This window comes from Sphingobacterium alkalisoli (assembly GCF_005049105.1).
Classification (GTDB): domain Bacteria; phylum Bacteroidota; class Bacteroidia; order Sphingobacteriales; family Sphingobacteriaceae; genus Sphingobacterium; species Sphingobacterium alkalisoli.
Window position 1 is genome coordinate 897,346 of record NZ_SUKA01000002.1, and the last position, 18,639, is coordinate 915,984.

Consider the following 18,639-nt stretch of genomic DNA (forward strand, 5'->3'; position numbering starts at 1 on the left):
CGAAAAAATGGACAACAAAACAATTACAGAAATTCTGGCTTCACAGTATAAGGCAAGTCTTGGTATGCTTCGACAAGCGGTGGGAAAAGTTCCTGACGAAAAATGGAATAATGATGAATACAACAATCCAAACTGGCAAATTACCTATCACGTTTTGTGGGCAACAAAATACTATTTGGGAGCAAACAACGAAAGTTATGTTCCCTTCGAGAATGCTATTGAAGGAGCAGAAAGCCTTGGCGGTTTGCAGGACTGGGAAAATGTTAATGAAGGTATAAAAGTTGAGGGATTTCATACAAAAGGAGAAGTATTATCTTTTGTCGACAAGGTGACAAACAATTTGCAGACTACTATTGAAGCACTTCCTCTTAACGATAAATCAGGCTTTGAATGGTATCCATATACCCGATTGGAGCTTCATATAAATAACATAAGGCATATCCAACATCACACAGCGCAAATCATTGAGCGCTTAAAAGCAAAAGGGATAACGGGATTTTCCTGGTGGGCAGACAAAAATCAACCGCAGGGATGGTAACAACAATGACCCGCTAATAACTAAGTTTTTTTAGTCGTTTGGTAGCTGGATATCACGGTTTGATTTGGGGTTCTATCGACTACTAGAAGATATATCATGTTATAAAACAGAATTATGCTATTTTTACATGAACCTTTTACGCCATTCGGATATACAGAATGATTGGCGGATACACTAATGCGATAAAAAGGTAGTTAGGCACAATGTTATGGAGACCGTTATCTTAAAGACCGAATCATACTTATTTCAAAACTCTAACGGCGAATTTAGAGCAAATCCTTTTTATGAACTTTCTAGTGACGAATGGATTATTTATGAAAACGGACAGCCAACATATCTTCTGGACTTCAATAAACGGACTACGCCATTAATACAAGATTTAACAAAAAGGCTGGACAATGGTGAAAAATTAGATGAAGTTATCCAAGAGTTAGGCCGTTTTTTAGGTCGACAATGGGCAACTGACAACAATATTGAAGGTGCAGAAATACCAAATAGTCAAGAAGTAGAGACCGTTTCCGTAACACTTCTTGATAACTTGGCTGATATGTTTATGGATGTTTATTTTGTAGCAACTAACTCAATTGATGCAAACATCTTGTTAGATGAAGAAAAGTTTATTGCAGCGTTTGTTACTGATATTAGCGGACAAGGTTTTGAATCGGGATATGCAGAAAATCAAGAAGACCTCATTCAAATGTTGACGCTAGTTTTTAAACAATCAATCAGTTTAACTGAATTAGTTTCAAATGGTGACAGATACGTTTATGACTTAACCAAGTTTAGAAAATCCTGCATTACTGTTGAGGAACTTGACCTGGAATATGAACAATGGATTCAAGAAAGCAAGAGAGTAAATACTATGAATCGGTATGGAATGATTATGAGTGCCGTTTCTTATATTAAAAAAAATAGCGACAAAGAGCATTTTGTACTGATTACAGAAAAACGAAAACATTGGTAAAAAACAGCAGTTACGGGTAGTGTAAAGTGCAATACTATTGCTGATCTCGACCAGGACCTCGAAGCCGAAGCATAAAAAAGCCTTGGCTTATCGAATTGCCAAGGCTTCCTTTTCTTTTGTAAGTAGATCCTTCCAGATCTGCGTATTAGTCCGTGATTTAACATGTTAGTCGGAATTATTTAATTTAAGGCGTTATTCAAATTTCAAATAATCCAATTCCATTGGCGCAGAAGTGGCGTCAACGTTGTCAGGGTAAACCACCATGCGACCGCCGAACGTAATATCTTTTGACTCTTCCTCTGACATCTGGAGTTCACGTGGCATGTTACAATACCGTGATTGGAAAAAGTCCTTCTGATGTTGTGAATATGATAAAAATAGGCTCAGGTAACGGTCCTGTCGGTAGTGAGTCCGTAAAATGGAGCGTTCCATGCATGTTTTTTAAGATTTTTGTTCGGTCGTACAAGTCACATTTTTGCGTGAATTTGATGTCGGAGGGAATTTTTTCCTTTTCACAGGACAGCAATCCAAATAGCACCAAAATCGGAAGGAACTTATTTATTTTGTATGTCATAATATATTGTTTTTAATTGTCAACCAAGGTTTATCAAAGGTGAGGATGACAAGTTGTTCAGCTAAAATGCAAAGCTCTTAATATCAATATAACGAAGGTAAAGAGAATAACGATACAACAATTATATCACTGCCATTGAAATTAATTCCTGTTTTTCCTTGTATTAGGGTGAAATTCATCTATATTCTCTGAGGCGGATTACACCGTTTTGCTTGATGGATTTTACGCGTAAAGAGAGCGGGGCATTATCTTATCTCTATTTCAACAGGAATGTAACGGGAAGATGTTACTGCTAAACCCCAGCACCACTTACCAGAGAAGCACCCTGACGACCACCAGTTTTTAATGTAGAAATAGACCTATATAATCCTCCAGGAGTTGTTCCATAGTTGATCAGTATATCAATTAATCATCAAAACTTGTATTTTATGTAAATTGTGATAATTATTTCCGTTGGTTTCTGTTTTTATAACTTCTTTAAAAATTATCAAAACCTGTAACTTATGCAGGTTTTGATAATTTACTTTATATCTTTGCCTTATGGCAAGATACACCAACAGAAAGCAATATATAGACAAATTGCTGTCGTACAAAGACAAAGATCTCATAAAAGTAGTGAGCGGTTTGCGTAGGTCGGGAAAATCTACTCTTTTGGAATTATACCGTGAGCAGTTATTCAAACTTGGTGTTGGTAAACGTCAAGTTCAATTCTACAATTTTGAATTGCCCGAAAATTATTTGAACAAAAATTGGGACGACATTTATTTCGGAATCAAAAACAAACTGCAAGCCGACAAACCCAACTATGTATTTTTAGACGAAGTGCAAAACATTCCGCTTTTTGAAAAATTGGTGGACGGACTTTTTGTAACCGAAAATGTTGATGTTTACATCACAGGATCAAATGCATTTTTGCTTTCGAGCGAATTAGCTACTTTGTTGAGTGGTCGCTATATAGAAATTTCTATTTTACCCTTTTCGTTCAAAGAATACTTAACGGCAAGAGATATTGATATATCCAATAAATACCTCAATTACGAAGCCTTTTGTTTTGATTATATCAATGAAACATCTTTACCTAAAGGGGTTGAATTACGTGAAGAAGGCTTTGACAAAATTTACGAATATTTAGAAGCCATTTACACCACCATTGTTGAAAAAGATATTACCCAACGTCATCAGATTAACGACAAACGAGCTTTCGGGAACATTGTTAAATTCGTGGCTTCCAATATCGGAAATCCGCTTTCGCCTGGTAATATCGCAAAGACTTTGAAACAGGACGGACAAAGCACACACCACAGCACTGTGGAAAAGTATCTGGAATACCTAACAGCAAGTTTTGTGTTTTATAAAGTAAACCGTTTCGACCTGAAAGGAAAGAAACAATTAGCCACACAAGAAAAATACTATTTAGTTGATGCAGGTTTGCTCAATGTTTTGACAGGCAAAGAACGTACGACCGACAGAGGACATATTTTAGAAAACATCGTTTATCTAGAGCTGTTACGTAGAGGAAATAAAATCTGGACAGGCACAGCCCGTAATGCCGAAGTAGATTTTGTTTGCAAAACCCGAACAGGCGATATAGAATATTATCAGGTAGCTTGGGAAATATCCAGTGAAAAGACTGTAGAACGTGAATTTGGTTCATTGGAGAAAATCAATGACAACTATCCGAAATATTTACTAACCACCGATTCATTTACACAAGATCGTAACGGTGTAAAGCACCTGAATGTGTTTAATTGGTTACTTGAATTATAAATAAAAAAATACAATGAATTCCTATCTTGAAGCAAAAAACCTCACAAATATAGATTGGGAGAAATAATGGAATCCTATCCCATTTTATTCCCTAATTGAAAACTTTTTCATTTACCACTTGCTGTATACTTAATAGGCACTGGCCTATGTGGAATTAAACGTTAAAATACAACGCTATGGCTGATAACAAAGAAAAAAACGGAAAAAGCGACCGAAACAAAGTAAGCGGTTCTGAAAACTATGAGATCCAGTATTTCAAGGATAAGCTGGGTGTCAGCAGTCAACACGATAGCCTATGCAAAGAAGGAGGCTCGTGAGGACGCTTTTGCCTTTGGCATTGCCAAAGGTGGACGTAAAAAAGCTATTGAAATAGCATTGAGTTTTAAAAAAATGGGTACTCCTATAGCGGATATAGCCGAAGGCACTGGAGTATCTATAGAGGAACTCCGAAGGACTCTGCGAAGTAAAATCGAAAAGTTAAATAATTGGTTAGACATTATTTATAAGTCTATTGCAGCCATCTGGATATTTTCAGATGGCTGTTTTTGTTAATTCCCATCACTCAATCGCGACGCCTTCTATATTAAATAGGCACGGGACAAAGTCCACGCGCCAGCGATTTGGATATACCGGCGACAGCACGGGGAAAAAGAACGATGTAAATGCAATTACCGAAAGTTGTTATAACCCTACCAAAATGATTTCCCTTACGAATTTGTAATTTTAAAATTTTGTACTTTCATATACTTACAGTATAGTTATTTAATGTTTTTTAAATATCATATTGTTTTTCTTTATATTTTTCGTGTTTTTGATACTGTGAGTATTAAAAATTCGTCAAAAATAAATTTACTTCTGCATTCACAGCCTTATGGGACTATCTTCACCAGCGTATGGCTCATACGTCACGGATATAGCTATGCGCTACAGCAACGCTATCGGGAAAACGGGTGGCTGGAGTCGGTAGGTAATGGAGCCGTCAAACGTATTGGCGATCAAGTGTCGGTAGAAGGTCCAGTCTATACGCTGCAAAACCAGCTAGGACTATCGGTACACATCGGGGGAAAGTCAGCAATCGCACTTTTGGGAAGGTCGCACTATCTACAGATGGGTATCAGCGAGTTGATATTATTCGGGATGCAGGATGAGAAGCTTCCAAAGTGGTTCAGCGAGTTTGATTGGGGAGTAAAGATCGATTACCGTGCATCGGGCTTTTTGCCGAGGGATATGGGAATGGAGATTTTTCCAAAGGAAATTTCACGATAAAAATATCGGGACTTGCCTGGGCACTACTGGAATGTCTATATGTTTCAGATGGCCACGACCTTGTCGAATGTTATGAACTGCTGGAAGGCATGGGCGGACTTAGACCAAAACTTGTACAGTCGCTACTGGAGAACTGCAGTTCGGTAAAGGTGAAGCGCCTGTTCCTTTTTATGGACGAAAAAGCTGGGCATGCATGGCTAAAATATCTAAACTTGGAGGTAATCGACCTTGGCTCGGGAACCAGAAGTTTGGTAAAAAAAGGGTCCTATGTACAAAAATATGATATCACCGTACCAAAAGAACTAATGGACAATGGAGAAAATATATAAAAGAAAGGTTCGGCTATTGTTAGATCTGAAGGGGGAAAAACCTGAAAAACATACAACTCTTTTAAAAAAGCTCAGTGATGTATTGGGCAGGTAAGACTGAAAACTAAGCGGACAGCGTCAAAAGATCTGCTAATTTCAATTTGTCTCATAATCACGAAATTGTCTTAGGAAGTGTAGACGAAAGTAGAACGGGAGAGACAGCCCTTCTTTTTATTTTGGTTGCCACATTAAGTTCAACATAGCTAAGTCCGCAAATAATTACTATTTCAATCAAAAAATATGTTGTCCCAATTATTGTCAGTAACGGGTAGTGCTTAATTAGTAGTCCGACTGTCAGCACGCAATAAACCAAGTTTGCAATACCAATGAGTCTAATGAATGGTGTCCAACGCCCTTTTAAAAATAAAAAACAAGCGGAGGAATAAATACAAAACCAAATTGCTATTACAGAAAGGTAAGTCAATACTGTTTTAGGCATTCCAAAATATTCGTTAAACAGTCGCATTATTACAAACAGGAAAAATGCTGTCAAAATTGCTCCTAAACTGTCTGTAAGGAAAAGCGTCTTTGGTTTTTCTGATAAATGATTTATTAGATTGTTTATGATTTTATTCATTCAAAATGTTATTATAATTGTTAGGTCTATTGGTCGTGTAGAGTCGTCTAACATTGCCGCTAACTACTTTTTTACTGTAACGCCCTTCGCCAAACAATCTCTATATCCGCATTACGTAAAAAAGTATTGTAAATATAGTAAAATGTTGTAATATGATATAGTTCAAAAAGCTTTATAACTTTTTGTAATGGATGCCGATAAAGGCAGGATAATATTTGTAATTAATGCAAATATTAGGGCAGTAAAGGCACAACCTAAACAAAAAACGGCAAAGTAGTTGTCGATTGTTGTGGACATCCCAAAAGTCACGCCGATTGAGATGAAGAATAACACGATAGATAGTGACAAATGCAAAAGGAATCCTAGCCATTTCTTGCGTATTGATACAAGATCATAGTTTGTGAGGGATACACTTAATGCCATAGATACAGGAGGGATGAAAAATGACCAATCCCATTTGATCAAGTAGATGAACAGGAGTCCAGATAAGGTGCAACATAAGTTTGTAAGTATGATTCTCTTTATATTCATCTGTTATTTTTTTACTCCATACCATAATCAAACCGCGCATTTCCATCCTTTTTGTGTCCAGCCTCGGAGGTACATTCGCATCACATTAATCAGACCTAGCAACTAGTTCAATTTCCTCACAGTGGATCCGTATTACTAGTCCGTTTTCAAAAAGATATAGAATGTCGTCTCCATGATTTGGCTTTGATTGCGGCACAATGCTGTCATTTATTTCTCTTGCTGTTGACGGGAAAAATGTAATTTCTCCTACACAGCTGTCATCGGCATAGGTGCTTTTTTCGTCCTGCTCTATTACTTTCAAAAAAGTCACAGCGCTATGTGTCAGAATGAGACTTGAAAGTTCATTTTCGTCAACCCAGTCGCCATTTGATTTTTTCCAATGTAGTTTAATTTCTCTTTCCGCTACGTTGTAGTCAAAATTTACAAAATCAAAATTGTTATGCAGGTCGATGAGTCTTCCTTCAATACTTAATGCGTGATTGTCTATTATGTCAAAATTTACTTTCATTGTCGGGTTGTCCAAAAATAGCATATAACGTTTTTACACATCCTCTTTATAGAGATGACGGTTCTTCCGGTGTGTTGGGCGTAACCTCATACAACACCCAATTTTCTCCATCTTCCAAAAACTTCTTTACGAACGTCATTTCTAATTTCTCAAAAACACGAATGGAGGCGGTGTTTTCGATGCGGGCTCTGCCGACGACGCGTTTTATCGCTAACCGTCCAAAACCTTCTTCTAGAATAGCTTTGGCACTTTCAGTGGCATAGCCGTTGTTCCAGTACTTCTTGAAGAATCGATAGCCTATGTCATATTCTTCCGATGCGGAATCATACTTTAATCCGCACCAGCCCAACACCTCACCGGTTTCTTTCAGGATAACCACCATACGACCAACACTATATTTTTCATACTGATCGTATTTGTCGAAAAATTCTTCCGCAGTGGATACGTCGGCAAACTGTACATCGCCAGTGTATTGCAACACGTCCTTGTCATCGTTCAGCGCGTACATTATAGCACCATCTTCTTTTTTAAAAGGGCGAAGCAACAGCCTCTCTGTTTTTTGCTCAAGTCGGGCAAGGGTAATGGCACGTATACATTCTTCTCGTACCTTCCATAGTTCCTCTGGGGAGTGGGAGATCTTGTTTTCTTCCATCCATTTGGCGAGGTAATCCCTATGGTACGATATTTTAAAACCCGTAGTTTGGTTGGCTTGGATCTCGATTTCTTCGAGTAGATCTAATTCAAGTTTGGTTTCATTGATACCGATACCTGTGAAATCGAGAATATACTTATGTGCTCTAAAGTAGTTATGTGCTTCTGGAATGTATTTTAGGTTGTACTTTTTGAGGATACCTTTTATTGCTGGTGTGTTCTTACCGTTCATGGAGAATATTCCCAATATAAGTTTTAGTTCCGTATTTCCATTTTCGTCGGCCAATCTTTTCAATACAGCATGTTTCGTGCTACAGGTTCCAGCATTTTCTTCAAATAAGCATAACGGACTATCTTTATCAGAATTGCGTCGGTAAGGTTGATTGCTGACCCATTCAGCTGCTTTTCGAAATGAGCTCAGACCAATATTTCCAAATTCTTTGGAAATTGTGCCGCTGGCATGATCAAAGGCAAAATCAATTGGTCTGAAGAATAAGCGCCTTGAAAATAGATTGGTCCTGCTGTTGTCCAGAATAGGCTCGCCAGATTTACTGTTGGTGTAATGGTTTAGCGCTTTAATCATATTTCGGGGATGAAAATTGGCTCCGAAATTTTCTTCCTTACGGCACTCATCAAAGATTTCCAATGCTGTTCGCGCATGATTAAAGAAACCGTTGTTGCAGAGGGAGAAGATGAAATCTTTTAAAGTCTGTTCATCCTTAAGTTCTAGTTTAGTTTGCAATTCTATATGCTTGTCTTCCTCTTGAACACTGTAACTAGTGCTCGTTTTCACACCTGGGACTTCTTCAATTTTAATTTCGTAAAGTGGTTTTCTTTTAAGTCCTGTTGTGTGTTCTATCCTTATTGCGTAATTACCATTAAAGGCTATCGCCGGAAAAATATCCCCGAATATTTCTCGGAAAATTAAGGATATATAATTAGTGTCGATTGTTGAGAAACTAGACTTGTGCAACAGGTTTTCTATATTTCGGATAAAGAAATCATGTTTTCCTAATAAAAAAGAGCATTCGTACGCAGAGTATCCTACCTCTTTTCGATATCGCAGAAAATCATGACTTTTTTCAACAGAATATGCAGGAAGTGATAATTGATGTAATTTTTGCTTTTTCATTTATCAAAGCAAAGATAATGGAAAGATGCTATATAATTATCTTCTCAACGAATTCTTCGGTTAATGATTTATTAGGATAAAAATCCTTTAGGGTATATTCTTTGTTCCCCTTTTTGGTAAAAAGATGGGCAACCTTATTAAGTTGCTCATCATTATAAGTTTCCTTATTATATCTACTTTCAATAGGTCCCAGAATGTTATTATCCGTTAAGGGATTTAAAACTTTTGAGACATCTCTCTGAGTTAGTTTTAATTCTTTTCGAATTGCTCGAACAGTATTTATTATATAAAGGTCAATAGATGATATTTTTATCGGTAGTCTCATAGATTCGAAATCTCGGAATTTGCGGTCTATCTGTATGGATGGAAATAAATTTGTATTTACGTATATATTTACTTATCTTTGATTTATGAAAGATTAAGTAATTAATCCTGGCATTGACTAGAAGAGTCTCGACCGCAAATTCCGACAGTTTGTAATCAGAGCGAGACGATAGGAGATGCCCACGGTGATATTTTGTGTACTTTTGTACCGCTATAGCACTAAGGGCCCTATCGTGAACCGTTTCTGATAGGCGTCGGAACCTTGCGGTACGGTTGATAGGAGCCCAGCTATAGTTTCTTATACCGCGAGACTCACAAATGATAAACTAAACATTGTGAGTTATGAAAAGTTCTAAAAAACAACTTTACAAAAATCTAAAAACCGCCCCCGAATAATCTCGGCTGGGCTTGTCTGAGTTTACGGACATTCCTAAAATCGGTGAATGCTTAAATGAAAACCGTTTTACCAATTATGATAAGTAGAAAGGCATTCCGATGGATCATCAATCAATTTATTTATATGTGGCCTGAGTTGTAGGCTTGGGTAGAGATGAATAGCGCTGTTAAAATCTAACTAACGCACAAAGTACAGGTCACACCATTAACCTTGAAAATGAAGAATTTTTACAAGGGTGGGAGAGGACTGTGCTATTTAAAGCGGCTATCCCATCTTTTCAGATCAAAAAATAACCGAAGCCGGGCGCTGTTCAGCTTTGTATTAAGTATTATATGTGTGTTGTTTAGTGATGCCCAGGCGCAGTCGGGTCGTACACTCGGAGGGGTGGTACGCTCGGCTGTTGACGGGCAGACTATCGAAGGGGTATCCGTACAGGCGGGTAATAAATATACCTTAACCGACAAAGAGGGGAGGTTCAGTATCACCATCGATGATCCCAAAGGAACATTAAAGATTAATCATATTGGATTTAAAGAGCAAAGCGTTGCTTATGATGAAACAACTACATTATTGGATTTACAGCTCCATCCTACTGAACAACAGATTGAAGAGGTAGAGGTCGTAAGTACGGGGTATCAAACTATTCCGAAAGAACGCGCCACCGGTTCGTTTGTGCAGATCGATAAGGAACTGTTGAATAGGCGGGTAGGCACCGATATTATGCAACAATTGGATGGTGTGGCGCCTGGACTGCAGTTTGATAACCGTAGAGGTAGGCCCATCTCCAATATAAGGGGCATTAGCACATTTTCGGAATCAGGGGTATCTCCGCTGATTGTTGTCGACAACTTCCCGTTCGAAGGATCACTGGAAAGCATTAACCCCAACGATGTGGAATCCGTTACTTTATTGAAAGATGCAGCAGCAGCTTCTATATGGGGCGCAAAGGCGGGTAACGGCGTGATCGTCATTAACCTGAAAAAAGGTAGGGGAAAAGGGACTAGATTGTCCTTTACCAGTAATTCGTCAATTCAGAGCAAACCCGATCTTGGCTATCAGCGGCCGATATCAAGTTCCGATTTCCTCAGCGTGGAAAAGTTCCTGTACGACAAAGGGCATTATGACAGGCAGCTACTCCCAACAACAAAGAAATTCTATGTACACAGTCCGTATATTGAATTACTGGAAAAGCATAAGGCTGGAGGTGTCGATCTAGATGACGTAGCACAACAGGTTGAATCGTGGTCTAAACAGGATTATCGCGATGATCTCGTTCAATACCATTATCGTCCGGCCATATATTTACAAAATTCTGTTGCAATTGAAGGCGGAGAAGAGAATATCTCCTATTACCTATCCGCCGGATACGATAGAAACAGTAGTTGGCTAGAAGGCATGGGAAACAGCCGTTTTACAACCCGATCTGTCGTCGACTTTCGACCGCTGAAGACAGTTTCCATGCAGGCCTCCCTGCTCTATACCGGAGCGAAGGATGTCAATTCTAAGGCGAGCACCTATCCCATAAATCCGGGTGGCGGAAGGCGTAACCTTTATCCCTACGCTAGCCTGTTGGATGAAAACGGCAATCCGGAAGCCATTCCGATGGTATACAATTTAGACTATATTGATGGTCTTTCGGGCACAAAATTGCAGGACTGGAAATTTAGGCCGTTGTCGGATTGGCGCTATCAACAGGAAAAGAATAATAGCGATCACCTGCTTTTCGGTGTGCTAACCAATTATAAACCTTGGAAAGGTTTTCGACTGGAGGTAAGCTACAATTTCGAAAGGCAGCTATCGGAAAGCGGATCACTGTATGAAAAAGAGTCCTTTTTTACACGTAATCTGGTTAACCGCTTTACGCAGATACAGGGGAACGATTTAAAACTCATCATACCCAACGCGGATATAAAAGATGTGGGCAGTAGTGCATTGACCGGGCATAGAGGGCGTCTGCTCGGCGCGTTCAATTGGACCGATGATGCAGGCTATCATATGTTGGATGTATTGGCAGGGGGAGAGGTAAACCATAGGGGCTATACCAGTCGTGGAATACGTGTCTATGGTTTTGATAGTGAGATCCTGTCCAGTGCAGATTTGGATTATGTAAATCCCTATCCGATCTATGACCGATTGGCATCAAACGCCAGAATCCCGTCTGGACAGTCGTTAAACGGTAACACCAATCGGACCGTATCTACCTTTGCCAACATGGGGTATACTTACCTCGGCCGGTACGGGCTGTCTTTTTCGGCCCGAAAAGATGCATCCAATGTGTTTGGTGTTAAATCCAACGACCGGTGGAATCCGCTTTGGTCCGTAGGTACGTTTTGGACACTTTCCGGAGAGGAGTGGCTTCAGCAGGCGGAATTCATCAATTCATTGAAAATCCGGCTCACCTATGGACACGGCGGCAACAGTACTATTCGGGCGGCACCGTACCCGTTGCTGTTGTATAGCAGCAGTAATGCCGCCTTAACAAATTATCCGTTTTCTTATATTAATTATCCGCCAAATCCGAATCTGAAATGGGAGGATGTAGCTACCACCAACATCGGTGTCGATTTCGCTTTATTTAGAAATAGGCTCTCAGGTACATTGGAATATTACCGGAAAAATGCCACAGATCTTATCGTTGAAGACCCCGTTGATCCAACGGTTGGTTTTAATCAGACTTTCCGTAATGTCGGTAAAATATCGACCAATGGATTTGATGTGCAGCTCAATGTGCTGACACTGGATAAAAAGGTAAAATGGAGGCAGACATTGGCTATAAGTGGTGTGGATACGAAGGTTAAACAGTTTACCGGAAATATGCTTACATCCAATGTCTATGTGAGCAGCGGAGGACAGACCATCAATCCAATTAAAGAAAAAATGGTGTACCCTGTATTCAGCTATAAGAGTGCGGGATTGGATCCACAGGACGGATCGCCACGGGGCTATTTCGAAGACGAGATTTCCACTAACTATACCAAAATGTTAAATGACTCATTGGATAACTTTAATTTTCATGGTTCAGCATTACCAAGGTTTTACGGTTTCTACCGCCATACCGTAGAATGGCAATCCTTTTCGCTTTATGGATCATTTCTTTTCAAGATGGGATATTATTTTCGAAAGGAAACTATTCGTTATAACGAATTATTCAACAACTGGGTAGGACATGCTGATTTTGCAGATCGATGGCAAAATCCAGGTGATGAACTGCATACCACGATTCCATCTACACCTTACCCCGCATCAGAAAACAGAGATATATTTTATGCGAATTCTGAACACAATATCGAACGGGGGGATCATATCCGGATACAGGATTTGGGGATAGATTTTAGTCTGCCTCTATCAAAGTCATCCAAGCTGTCGCAGCTTAAGATCGGGATAGCTTGCCGCAATCTGGGGATCATATGGAGCCGTTCGGGCTCCGGTCTGGATCCGGATTATCTTGGGATGCCTGCCCGCCGTCAGTATACCGCAGTAGTTAGATTTCAATTATAGGAAAGGAGTAATATTTATGAAAACGAAAAAATTAATTTTAGATAGGATTTTCCGCATTGTGGGTGTAACCTTATTTATACTGTTTAATACGTCCTGTTCCGATTTCTTGGATGAAAAGCAGGAAATGAAGGTCGTGATCCCGAATTCGCTCCAACATCTTCGTGCTATGCTGGACAACACGAGCCACACAAATTTTGCAGTATATTCCGGTTTTTTGGAGTTTGGTACGGATGACTACCAAATGAGCAGATCGGCATTCAATAGTATAAACGAATTTGAACGGCAGGCATATATGTTTTCTCCAAATTCCGATTACAGTAAAGTTGAATTGTATGAGTATTGGAGTGCAGGCTACCGCCCAGTATTCGTTGCTAATACAGTACTGGATTATATCGATGAGATTAAAAATCCCGATCCCGGGGAAAGGGATAAAATTATGGGAACGGCATTGTTTTTTAGAGCTTTTGCTTTTTATCAGACCACGCAGATATTCGCACCACCGTACGAAAGTAATAATTCGGGAGACGGCCTGGGAATCCCATTACGGTTATCTTCAGACTTTAACGAAAAATCCGTACGATCATCTGTCCACGGCACGTATCAACAGATAACGATGGATCTGAAAAAAGCCGCGATGCTTCTCCCATTGAATGAAGAATTTGCTGTTCGACCGACCAGATTGGCGGCATGGGCGATGTTGGCGAGGGTATCGTTGCTCCAAAGTAATTATGATCAAGCATTTCTATATGCAGATTCTGTATTACAGCACAACAGTCAGCTTATAGATTATAAAGATATCGATAGCACAAATGATGCTCCTTTTGAGATATTGAATAAAGAAACCATTTTTTGTGCATCAGCTTTAGGTGGGAATATATTGAATTCCGCTAATGCAGATATTGCAGATGATCTATTGGCTCTTTACCAAGCAGAAGATCTGCGAAAGGACATATTCTTTCGGCAAAAAGCAGGGGATGCTTATTCCTTCAAGGGAAATTACCTTGGGACCGTCAATAGCGCAGTTTTCACAGGGATCACTGTATCGGAGGTAATGTTGCTGAAAAGTGAATGCGCGCAAAGATTAGGAAAATCCGTACAAGCCCGGGAAGCGTTAAAGCCCTTATTGGAAAATAGATATGCCGAGAACTACAAACCTTATGGACAGTCTCTCGAGAATCTGACACTGTCAGACGTGTTGAATGAGCGGAGGAAAGAACTTGTTTTTAGGGGACTGCGTTGGTCCGATCTCCGAAGGCTCAACAGGGATCCACAGTTTAGGACAGAAGTCGTACACCGAATCAAGGATATAGACGTGATAGAAGAATTTATATTGGCGCCCGAAAGTTCTAAATACGTTTATCCAATTCCACAAGAAGTAATCGATCGAACAGGTATGCAACAAAATCCAAGATAATGAAACAGCAAATAACGTTTATACTTGTCGCTTTGCATTTTTTGGTGGCAACTCGGGTAGATGCCCAGCACATGGAAAAAGCCAGCTTACCCGCTGATTTCTGGAAACAATTTCAAAAGCATATTGCGGATGATGTACTATGGCAATCGCTGGAGGGTAAGGCTATCTTGCTTGATTTCGGTACAACCTATTGTCCGCCATGTCTGGAATCTTTAAATAAATTCATTGAATTGCAGGAGCATTATGCAGATAAACTGCACGTTTTTTTTATTACGAACCAGAAGGAAGAATCACTGCTTAAATGGAAGCAACAAAAGAAATGGAAGAACGTTAGCGGCATAACTATCCTACTCGATGAAGGATATTTTAGACGCGTTTTTCCTCATCAGGCCGAGCCGCATCTTATTTGGTTTGATCGCAACCGTGAACAGCGATATGTAACAAATGGACACAAAATTACTGCAGATAACATGGATGCCTTCTTGGAAGGCGTGGTATTGAATTTCGATAAGAAGACAGATGAGTACTTTGACTTTGCAACGCCGCTGTCTGATGTTGTCCAGGATGTTAACGTGCTTGCTGTCAGAGATTCTTCTCCATTTTCTCTATTGACAGCTTATGTGCCTCGCTTTTTCCCGGGATTTTATAAGGATGTAGATACGGTGAGACAGCAGACTCGATTTATTGCTGTAAATCAGCCGATTTTGGAACTATACAAGCTAGCTTTAGGGAAATGGTGGGACAGTTCTGGTCCGAATCCCAAAGAAATTATCATATCTAATGATAGTTTGAAATTTTACCCGATCAACCCAGCAGTAGATTTGGAGAAGTGGAACAAGGAGAACAGATTTTGCGTTGAATTTGTTTCTCCTGGTATTGGCGAAGAAGCAAATGAACAGTTCCTTGCCTTTCTAGATCAGGCTTTTTCTCTGGAATCTAACTTTGATACTATGATTCGACCGTGTCTGGTCTTATCAAGAACGTCAAAAAATAACGAAGGTACTTTTGTTTCTATTGGAACAGATACAACAAACTTGAAACTTTCTGAAATGGTACTTCTACTGGAAAGACTGCATACATGCATGCCAGTTGTTAATGAAATTGAAAAATATGTCCAGATTAGGAGTATGCGTATGATCACACAGGAGATATTGAATCTGATTTCTTCAGGAGGAGAAGTTTCGGTGCTCAATAAAAAACTTGAACCGCTAGGTATTAAGCTAGCGGTTCAAGATCGACAAATTGAAACTTTACGACTTAAAGAGGTCTCAAATTAGTCTTTTTTAGTGGCAGTTTCATTCGGACTGCCACTTACTGCTGCGTTTATTCGGGAAAGTACCGAGGTACCTGACATCCCCGGAGCATCTGCAGAGAAATCCGGCGTATTGCCTGTCGGATCATCTGTATCTTCTGGTGCTTGTACCTGACAGATTTGACTTCCCAATTGACAATTTGCGGGTTGATCTGCTCTTTCATAATGTTCAGGATTAAGCGGATCTGTTCCCGTGAAATCCCAATGAACATAATCTAATTCCGCAACGCTTTTTACTACTGTTGCAGCTTTCTTCTCCTTCTTCGGCGGATCAATTTCACCTGCCTGCGAAGTAAATACCAGACCTAACATAAATAGGCCGAATGTTAGGGCGCGTAGCCCTTTATTTATTGAAGTTGCCATAGGCAATATTATGCACTTGAAGATGAGTGCGAACTTTAGTTAAAAAAAATGTAATTCGTTTTTGCATTTCGGTTTTACCTCACAGGAATGCGATCGAGGGATCCGTATCGGTCAGGCATTTCTCCCCGGAATGCGGTTGACCAGTGTCATATATCTCGGCTGACTACGCCGGAACAGGGCAAATTTGCGCGGATACCTCATTCGGTTGCCAATTCTCTTTTGGGCGGAGGTAATCGGGCAGCTGGTCGCGCAGTAGATAACTGCCACACAGCCTTTAGACCCAAAACAAGCAATGAATAACGCATGCAGCTTGGTCTGTATAGACAGGGACAGCTTCTTCACCTGCTGGAAGAAGTCTGTTATCGTGTATGTTGCTGTCCTATTCGCTTTCATGTTGTTTCTTTTTTACTGCCCTTTTCCTCATTCAGCGGCGCTGCCTTGGCACGACCTGCCCACTGGTTTGTTTTGCACTTTATCGCTGTACCCGCGTCTCCATGTCCCCAGCATCCGGATCCAACCCTAGGCGTACCGGCGGATATCAGTAGCTGGCCTCACTGCCGTCGTCTACCTTGTCGGGGACGTAAACCATAGAGATGATGGTTTCCACCTCCGGTACGCTGCCATATCTTTTTCTTTCTTAATGATCTTGTACATCACAAATATCTATAGTCTGTTTTTTCTAAAATGGGGTCTCACGGGACTATTTTCATTTATTTACGGTCGTCCAAACAAGGCTTCCCTTTTGCTTTCGTAAAGTGTTTTTCGATCAATCGCTAGAAATGCACTTAGTTGTATGTTGTTTAGTTGATCGGTAATACGGGGCAGGTGTTCGCAAAGTTTGGCATAGCGCATGGTCGGATCATAGGCAACAAGCGCCTTAAGATCAAAAAATGTTGATTTACGCTGCCGCAGTATACTCACAAACCGTCGAATGGTCGGGTCTTGATCTTGCAGCATTTGTATAATGGGCAATGGAATACTGGCTAGCTTACTTTTTTTAAGAAAGCTGATGCGGAGCGATTGGCTGTTGAAACTGTACTCGTGTTTGGTACCTGTAAAATAATGGCCATCGCCGGCTACCCAATGCAGATAAGGCTTTTTTGCATCGAGCTGGTAAGCCCCTACTAATCCATCGATGACGTAACACCAGTATGGGCGCTCCTCATCTTCACGACAGTAAACGATATCCCGGCGGTAGGTATGGACAACGGTATGTTCCAACAGTATGTCTAAAGATTGTGGGTTGTCATTAAAAAAGGGTTTGATATAGCTTATAAATTGATTCATAGATATCGGGTAATAAAGGCGTAGCACGCTACGCCTTAAAAGAGTAAGGATTTTTTGAACGATTACCGTCATGGGTTTCGGCTCATGACGGTAAATGGGTTATGCGATCACGATATGCTTAGCGATATCGTATCCAGATGGACACTTGTTCCAGTGCTTGCTGGGGTTCCTCACTGAACGTAAACTGCTGTTGACTTTGCCTGGAGAAAAGCAGATCTTTTGCACTTTGGTCTGAATCTGGACGCGCTGCTTTATTAAAGCTAACAAGATTGCCCTTGTCCCAGGTATCCGCCACAGCTGTAGCGATCTCGTTGAGAAGATTTGAATCCATGCCCACCAATTGGTCGTACTGGGTCGCTGTCAAATCGAACGTATCATCCATCCAGTCAACAGGATCACGTCGGATAAAATCCGTTTCTTTTACCCGTTCTGCGAATGGAAGGCTTAAGATTCTTGTCTGTTCTTGGGAAAATCCCACGTTGTCGAAATTTGATTTCATATTTTTATTTTTTTTGTGAACCAGCAAATAAAAAAGTAACGACTGCAAAAACAACGGTTTAAAGGGGTATAAAGGGCGATGTACATTTTTTGTACATCATTTTTAGGGCTTTTTTTGCTGATGTACATTTTTTGTACATCGCAAAAGCGACTAAAGCGAAGATTTTTTTTGATCCTTCTCCTGGCTTAAGTGTTGATTTTCAATTGTGTTTGAAATTTAATTGGAGATTGTAATTATAATTTGTATTTTCGTCATAAACTGTATTCCCGATCTACTAAATAGATCTTTATCTGTAAGACAAGACAGCCTATGATTATTAAATATATTGCAAAGTGCTTTATAATTATTTTTTCGCTTTTGATGGTGGCATATGTCATCAATCTAACTCATTTGATATTTGAACCGGCCGAGCGGATGGGGGCAAGCTCATTTTGGCCTGTTTACCACGTCACGATAATTTTAATTTTTGGTTACGCGTTGTGGGTGAACTGGATGTATAATGTCACCCTTGAATCTGCGTGGAAAAATGAGTGGCTTTCTAGAATATACATACGCACCATGTTATATGTTTTGCTGGCAAGTGTACCGGTAATTTTCGTACACGGGCTATTTGTACACGCCGGTGTAATCTTGATGTGGGGATCAGATGTAGATATTGAGCTACATGTC

At 40.0% G+C, this 18,639-nt stretch carries 20 protein-coding genes; 11 read left to right on the plus strand and 9 right to left on the minus strand.

Features of this window, described 5'->3' with window-relative positions; genetic code table 11:
• Positions 1–7: 7 nt before the first annotated feature.
• Positions 8–538, plus strand: a complete 531-nt coding sequence (locus FAZ19_RS09535) for a DinB family protein (RefSeq protein ID WP_136820464.1) — start codon at positions 8–10, stop codon at positions 536–538.
• A gap of 208 nt (positions 539–746) precedes the next feature.
• Positions 747–1,502 (plus strand): hypothetical protein, encoded by a 756-nt coding sequence (locus FAZ19_RS09540; protein ID WP_136820465.1) that lies wholly within the window; start codon positions 747–749, stop codon positions 1,500–1,502.
• Positions 1,503–1,694: 192 nt separating this feature from the next.
• Here the strand turns inward: FAZ19_RS09540 and FAZ19_RS24335 are convergent, their stop codons facing one another.
• Together FAZ19_RS24335 and FAZ19_RS09545 are read right to left on the minus strand one after the other, a co-directional pair.
• A complete protein-coding gene (locus FAZ19_RS24335; protein WP_262709338.1) occupies positions 1,695–1,826 on the minus strand; it encodes a hypothetical protein in 132 nt (43 codons plus the stop codon).
• 1 nt (position 1,827) lies between these two features.
• A complete protein-coding gene (locus FAZ19_RS09545; protein WP_136820466.1) occupies positions 1,828–2,076 on the minus strand; it encodes a hypothetical protein in 249 nt (82 codons plus the stop codon).
• A gap of 540 nt (positions 2,077–2,616) precedes the next feature.
• Between FAZ19_RS09545 and FAZ19_RS09550 the strand changes: the two genes are divergently transcribed.
• The 4 genes from FAZ19_RS09550 (at position 2,617) to FAZ19_RS24235 (ending at position 5,438) form a co-directional block, all read left to right on the plus strand.
• Positions 2,617–3,843, plus strand: a complete 1,227-nt coding sequence (locus FAZ19_RS09550; protein ID WP_136820467.1) for an ATP-binding protein — start codon at positions 2,617–2,619, stop codon at positions 3,841–3,843.
• Between the two features lie 240 nt (positions 3,844–4,083).
• Positions 4,084–4,395 carry a hypothetical protein gene (locus FAZ19_RS09560; RefSeq protein WP_229707363.1) on the plus strand — a complete coding sequence of 104 codons (312 nt, stop codon included), beginning with the start codon at positions 4,084–4,086 and terminating at the stop codon, positions 4,393–4,395.
• Positions 4,396–4,662: 267 nt separating this feature from the next.
• Complete coding sequence (locus FAZ19_RS24230) at positions 4,663–5,109, plus strand: AbiEi antitoxin N-terminal domain-containing protein (RefSeq protein ID WP_229707362.1); 447 nt, start codon at positions 4,663–4,665, stop codon at positions 5,107–5,109.
• Positions 5,022–5,438, plus strand: a complete 417-nt coding sequence (locus FAZ19_RS24235) for a type IV toxin-antitoxin system AbiEi family antitoxin domain-containing protein (RefSeq protein WP_229707360.1) — start codon at positions 5,022–5,024, stop codon at positions 5,436–5,438. Before FAZ19_RS24230 ends, FAZ19_RS24235 begins: the two co-directional genes overlap by 88 nt.
• Positions 5,439–5,589: 151 nt before the next feature.
• Here the strand turns inward: FAZ19_RS24235 and FAZ19_RS09570 are convergent, their stop codons facing one another.
• The 4 genes from FAZ19_RS09570 to FAZ19_RS09585 all read right to left on the minus strand — a co-directional run bounded on the left by FAZ19_RS09570 (position 5,590) and on the right by FAZ19_RS09585 (position 9,201).
• On the minus strand, positions 5,590–6,054 hold the full coding sequence (locus FAZ19_RS09570) for a hypothetical protein (RefSeq protein WP_188876084.1): 465 nt from the start codon (positions 6,052–6,054) through the stop codon (positions 5,590–5,592).
• A 616-nt stretch (positions 6,055–6,670) separates the two neighbouring features.
• Entirely contained in the window at positions 6,671–7,093 is a 423-nt protein-coding gene (locus FAZ19_RS09575; protein ID WP_136820470.1) for a hypothetical protein, read from the minus strand.
• Positions 7,094–7,139: 46 nt separating this feature from the next.
• Positions 7,140–8,876 (minus strand): GNAT family N-acetyltransferase, encoded by a 1,737-nt coding sequence (locus FAZ19_RS09580; RefSeq protein ID WP_136820471.1) that lies wholly within the window; start codon positions 8,874–8,876, stop codon positions 7,140–7,142.
• Positions 8,877–8,904: 28 nt separating this feature from the next.
• Complete coding sequence (locus tag FAZ19_RS09585; RefSeq protein ID WP_136820472.1) at positions 8,905–9,201, minus strand: hypothetical protein; 297 nt, start codon at positions 9,199–9,201, stop codon at positions 8,905–8,907.
• 612 nt (positions 9,202–9,813) lie between these two features.
• Here FAZ19_RS09585 and FAZ19_RS09590 point away from each other — a divergent pair.
• From FAZ19_RS09590 to FAZ19_RS09600, 3 genes are read left to right on the plus strand one after another with little or no spacing between them, the layout of a single operon-like run.
• Positions 9,814–13,095 carry a SusC/RagA family TonB-linked outer membrane protein gene (locus tag FAZ19_RS09590; RefSeq protein ID WP_136820473.1) on the plus strand — a complete coding sequence of 1,094 codons (3,282 nt, stop codon included), beginning with the start codon at positions 9,814–9,816 and terminating at the stop codon, positions 13,093–13,095.
• A gap of 16 nt (positions 13,096–13,111) precedes the next feature.
• Positions 13,112–14,509 carry a RagB/SusD family nutrient uptake outer membrane protein gene (locus FAZ19_RS09595; RefSeq protein ID WP_136820474.1) on the plus strand — a complete coding sequence of 466 codons (1,398 nt, stop codon included), beginning with the start codon at positions 13,112–13,114 and terminating at the stop codon, positions 14,507–14,509.
• Positions 14,509–15,786, plus strand: coding sequence for a TlpA family protein disulfide reductase (locus FAZ19_RS09600; protein ID WP_136820475.1), 1,278 nt, complete (start codon positions 14,509–14,511; stop codon positions 15,784–15,786). Before FAZ19_RS09595 ends, FAZ19_RS09600 begins: the two co-directional genes overlap by 1 nt.
• Here FAZ19_RS09600 and FAZ19_RS09605 read toward each other — a convergent pair.
• The gene (locus FAZ19_RS09605) at positions 15,783–16,184 is read right to left on the minus strand and encodes a hypothetical protein (RefSeq protein ID WP_136820476.1); all 402 of its coding nucleotides are present in this window, start codon (positions 16,182–16,184) and stop codon (positions 15,783–15,785) included. The two genes, FAZ19_RS09600 and FAZ19_RS09605, sit on opposite strands and share 4 nt — an antisense overlap.
• An 87-nt stretch (positions 16,185–16,271) precedes the next feature.
• Between FAZ19_RS09605 and FAZ19_RS09610 the strand changes: the two genes are divergently transcribed.
• Positions 16,272–16,484, plus strand: a complete 213-nt coding sequence (locus FAZ19_RS09610; RefSeq protein ID WP_136820477.1) for a hypothetical protein — start codon at positions 16,272–16,274, stop codon at positions 16,482–16,484.
• A 414-nt stretch (positions 16,485–16,898) separates the two neighbouring features.
• Here the strand turns inward: FAZ19_RS09610 and FAZ19_RS09615 are convergent, their stop codons facing one another.
• Positions 16,899–17,471, minus strand: coding sequence for a cyclic nucleotide-binding domain-containing protein (locus FAZ19_RS09615; RefSeq protein WP_136820478.1), 573 nt, complete (start codon positions 17,469–17,471; stop codon positions 16,899–16,901).
• A gap of 118 nt (positions 17,472–17,589) precedes the next feature.
• Positions 17,590–17,970: a hypothetical protein gene (locus tag FAZ19_RS09620; protein WP_136820479.1), complete on the minus strand. Its 381-nt coding sequence runs from the start codon at positions 17,968–17,970 to the stop codon at positions 17,590–17,592.
• A 309-nt stretch (positions 17,971–18,279) separates the two neighbouring features.
• Here FAZ19_RS09620 and FAZ19_RS09625 point away from each other — a divergent pair.
• A partial coding sequence (locus FAZ19_RS09625) for a hypothetical protein (RefSeq protein WP_136820480.1) occupies positions 18,280–18,639 on the plus strand: 360 nt, incomplete at its 3' end.

Excerpts from the sequence above, each read along its gene's own strand:
- FAZ19_RS09535 (WP_136820464.1), top strand. The coding sequence starts at position 8 with ATGGACAACAAAACAATTACAGAAATTCTGGCTTCACAGTATAAGGCA.
- FAZ19_RS09540 (WP_136820465.1), top strand. The coding sequence starts at position 747 with ATGGAGACCGTTATCTTAAAGACCGAATCATACTTATTTCAAAACTCT.
- FAZ19_RS24335 (WP_262709338.1), bottom strand. The coding sequence starts at position 1,826 with ATGCCACGTGAACTCCAGATGTCAGAGGAAGAGTCAAAAGATATTACG.
- FAZ19_RS09545 (WP_136820466.1), bottom strand. The coding sequence starts at position 2,076 with ATGACATACAAAATAAATAAGTTCCTTCCGATTTTGGTGCTATTTGGA.
- FAZ19_RS09550 (WP_136820467.1), top strand. The coding sequence starts at position 2,617 with ATGGCAAGATACACCAACAGAAAGCAATATATAGACAAATTGCTGTCG.
- FAZ19_RS09560 (WP_229707363.1), top strand. The coding sequence starts at position 4,084 with ATGAGATCCAGTATTTCAAGGATAAGCTGGGTGTCAGCAGTCAACACG.
- FAZ19_RS09570 (WP_188876084.1), bottom strand. The coding sequence starts at position 6,054 with ATGAATAAAATCATAAACAATCTAATAAATCATTTATCAGAAAAACCA.
- FAZ19_RS09575 (WP_136820470.1), bottom strand. The coding sequence starts at position 7,093 with ATGAAAGTAAATTTTGACATAATAGACAATCACGCATTAAGTATTGAA.
- FAZ19_RS09580 (WP_136820471.1), bottom strand. The coding sequence starts at position 8,876 with ATGAAAAAGCAAAAATTACATCAATTATCACTTCCTGCATATTCTGTT.
- FAZ19_RS09585 (WP_136820472.1), bottom strand. The coding sequence starts at position 9,201 with ATGAGACTACCGATAAAAATATCATCTATTGACCTTTATATAATAAAT.
- FAZ19_RS09590 (WP_136820473.1), top strand. The coding sequence starts at position 9,814 with ATGAAGAATTTTTACAAGGGTGGGAGAGGACTGTGCTATTTAAAGCGG.
- FAZ19_RS09595 (WP_136820474.1), top strand. The coding sequence starts at position 13,112 with ATGAAAACGAAAAAATTAATTTTAGATAGGATTTTCCGCATTGTGGGT.
- FAZ19_RS09600 (WP_136820475.1), top strand. The coding sequence starts at position 14,509 with ATGAAACAGCAAATAACGTTTATACTTGTCGCTTTGCATTTTTTGGTG.
- FAZ19_RS09605 (WP_136820476.1), bottom strand. The coding sequence starts at position 16,184 with ATGGCAACTTCAATAAATAAAGGGCTACGCGCCCTAACATTCGGCCTA.
- FAZ19_RS09610 (WP_136820477.1), top strand. The coding sequence starts at position 16,272 with ATGCGATCGAGGGATCCGTATCGGTCAGGCATTTCTCCCCGGAATGCG.
- FAZ19_RS09615 (WP_136820478.1), bottom strand. The coding sequence starts at position 17,471 with ATGAATCAATTTATAAGCTATATCAAACCCTTTTTTAATGACAACCCA.
- FAZ19_RS09620 (WP_136820479.1), bottom strand. The coding sequence starts at position 17,970 with ATGAAATCAAATTTCGACAACGTGGGATTTTCCCAAGAACAGACAAGA.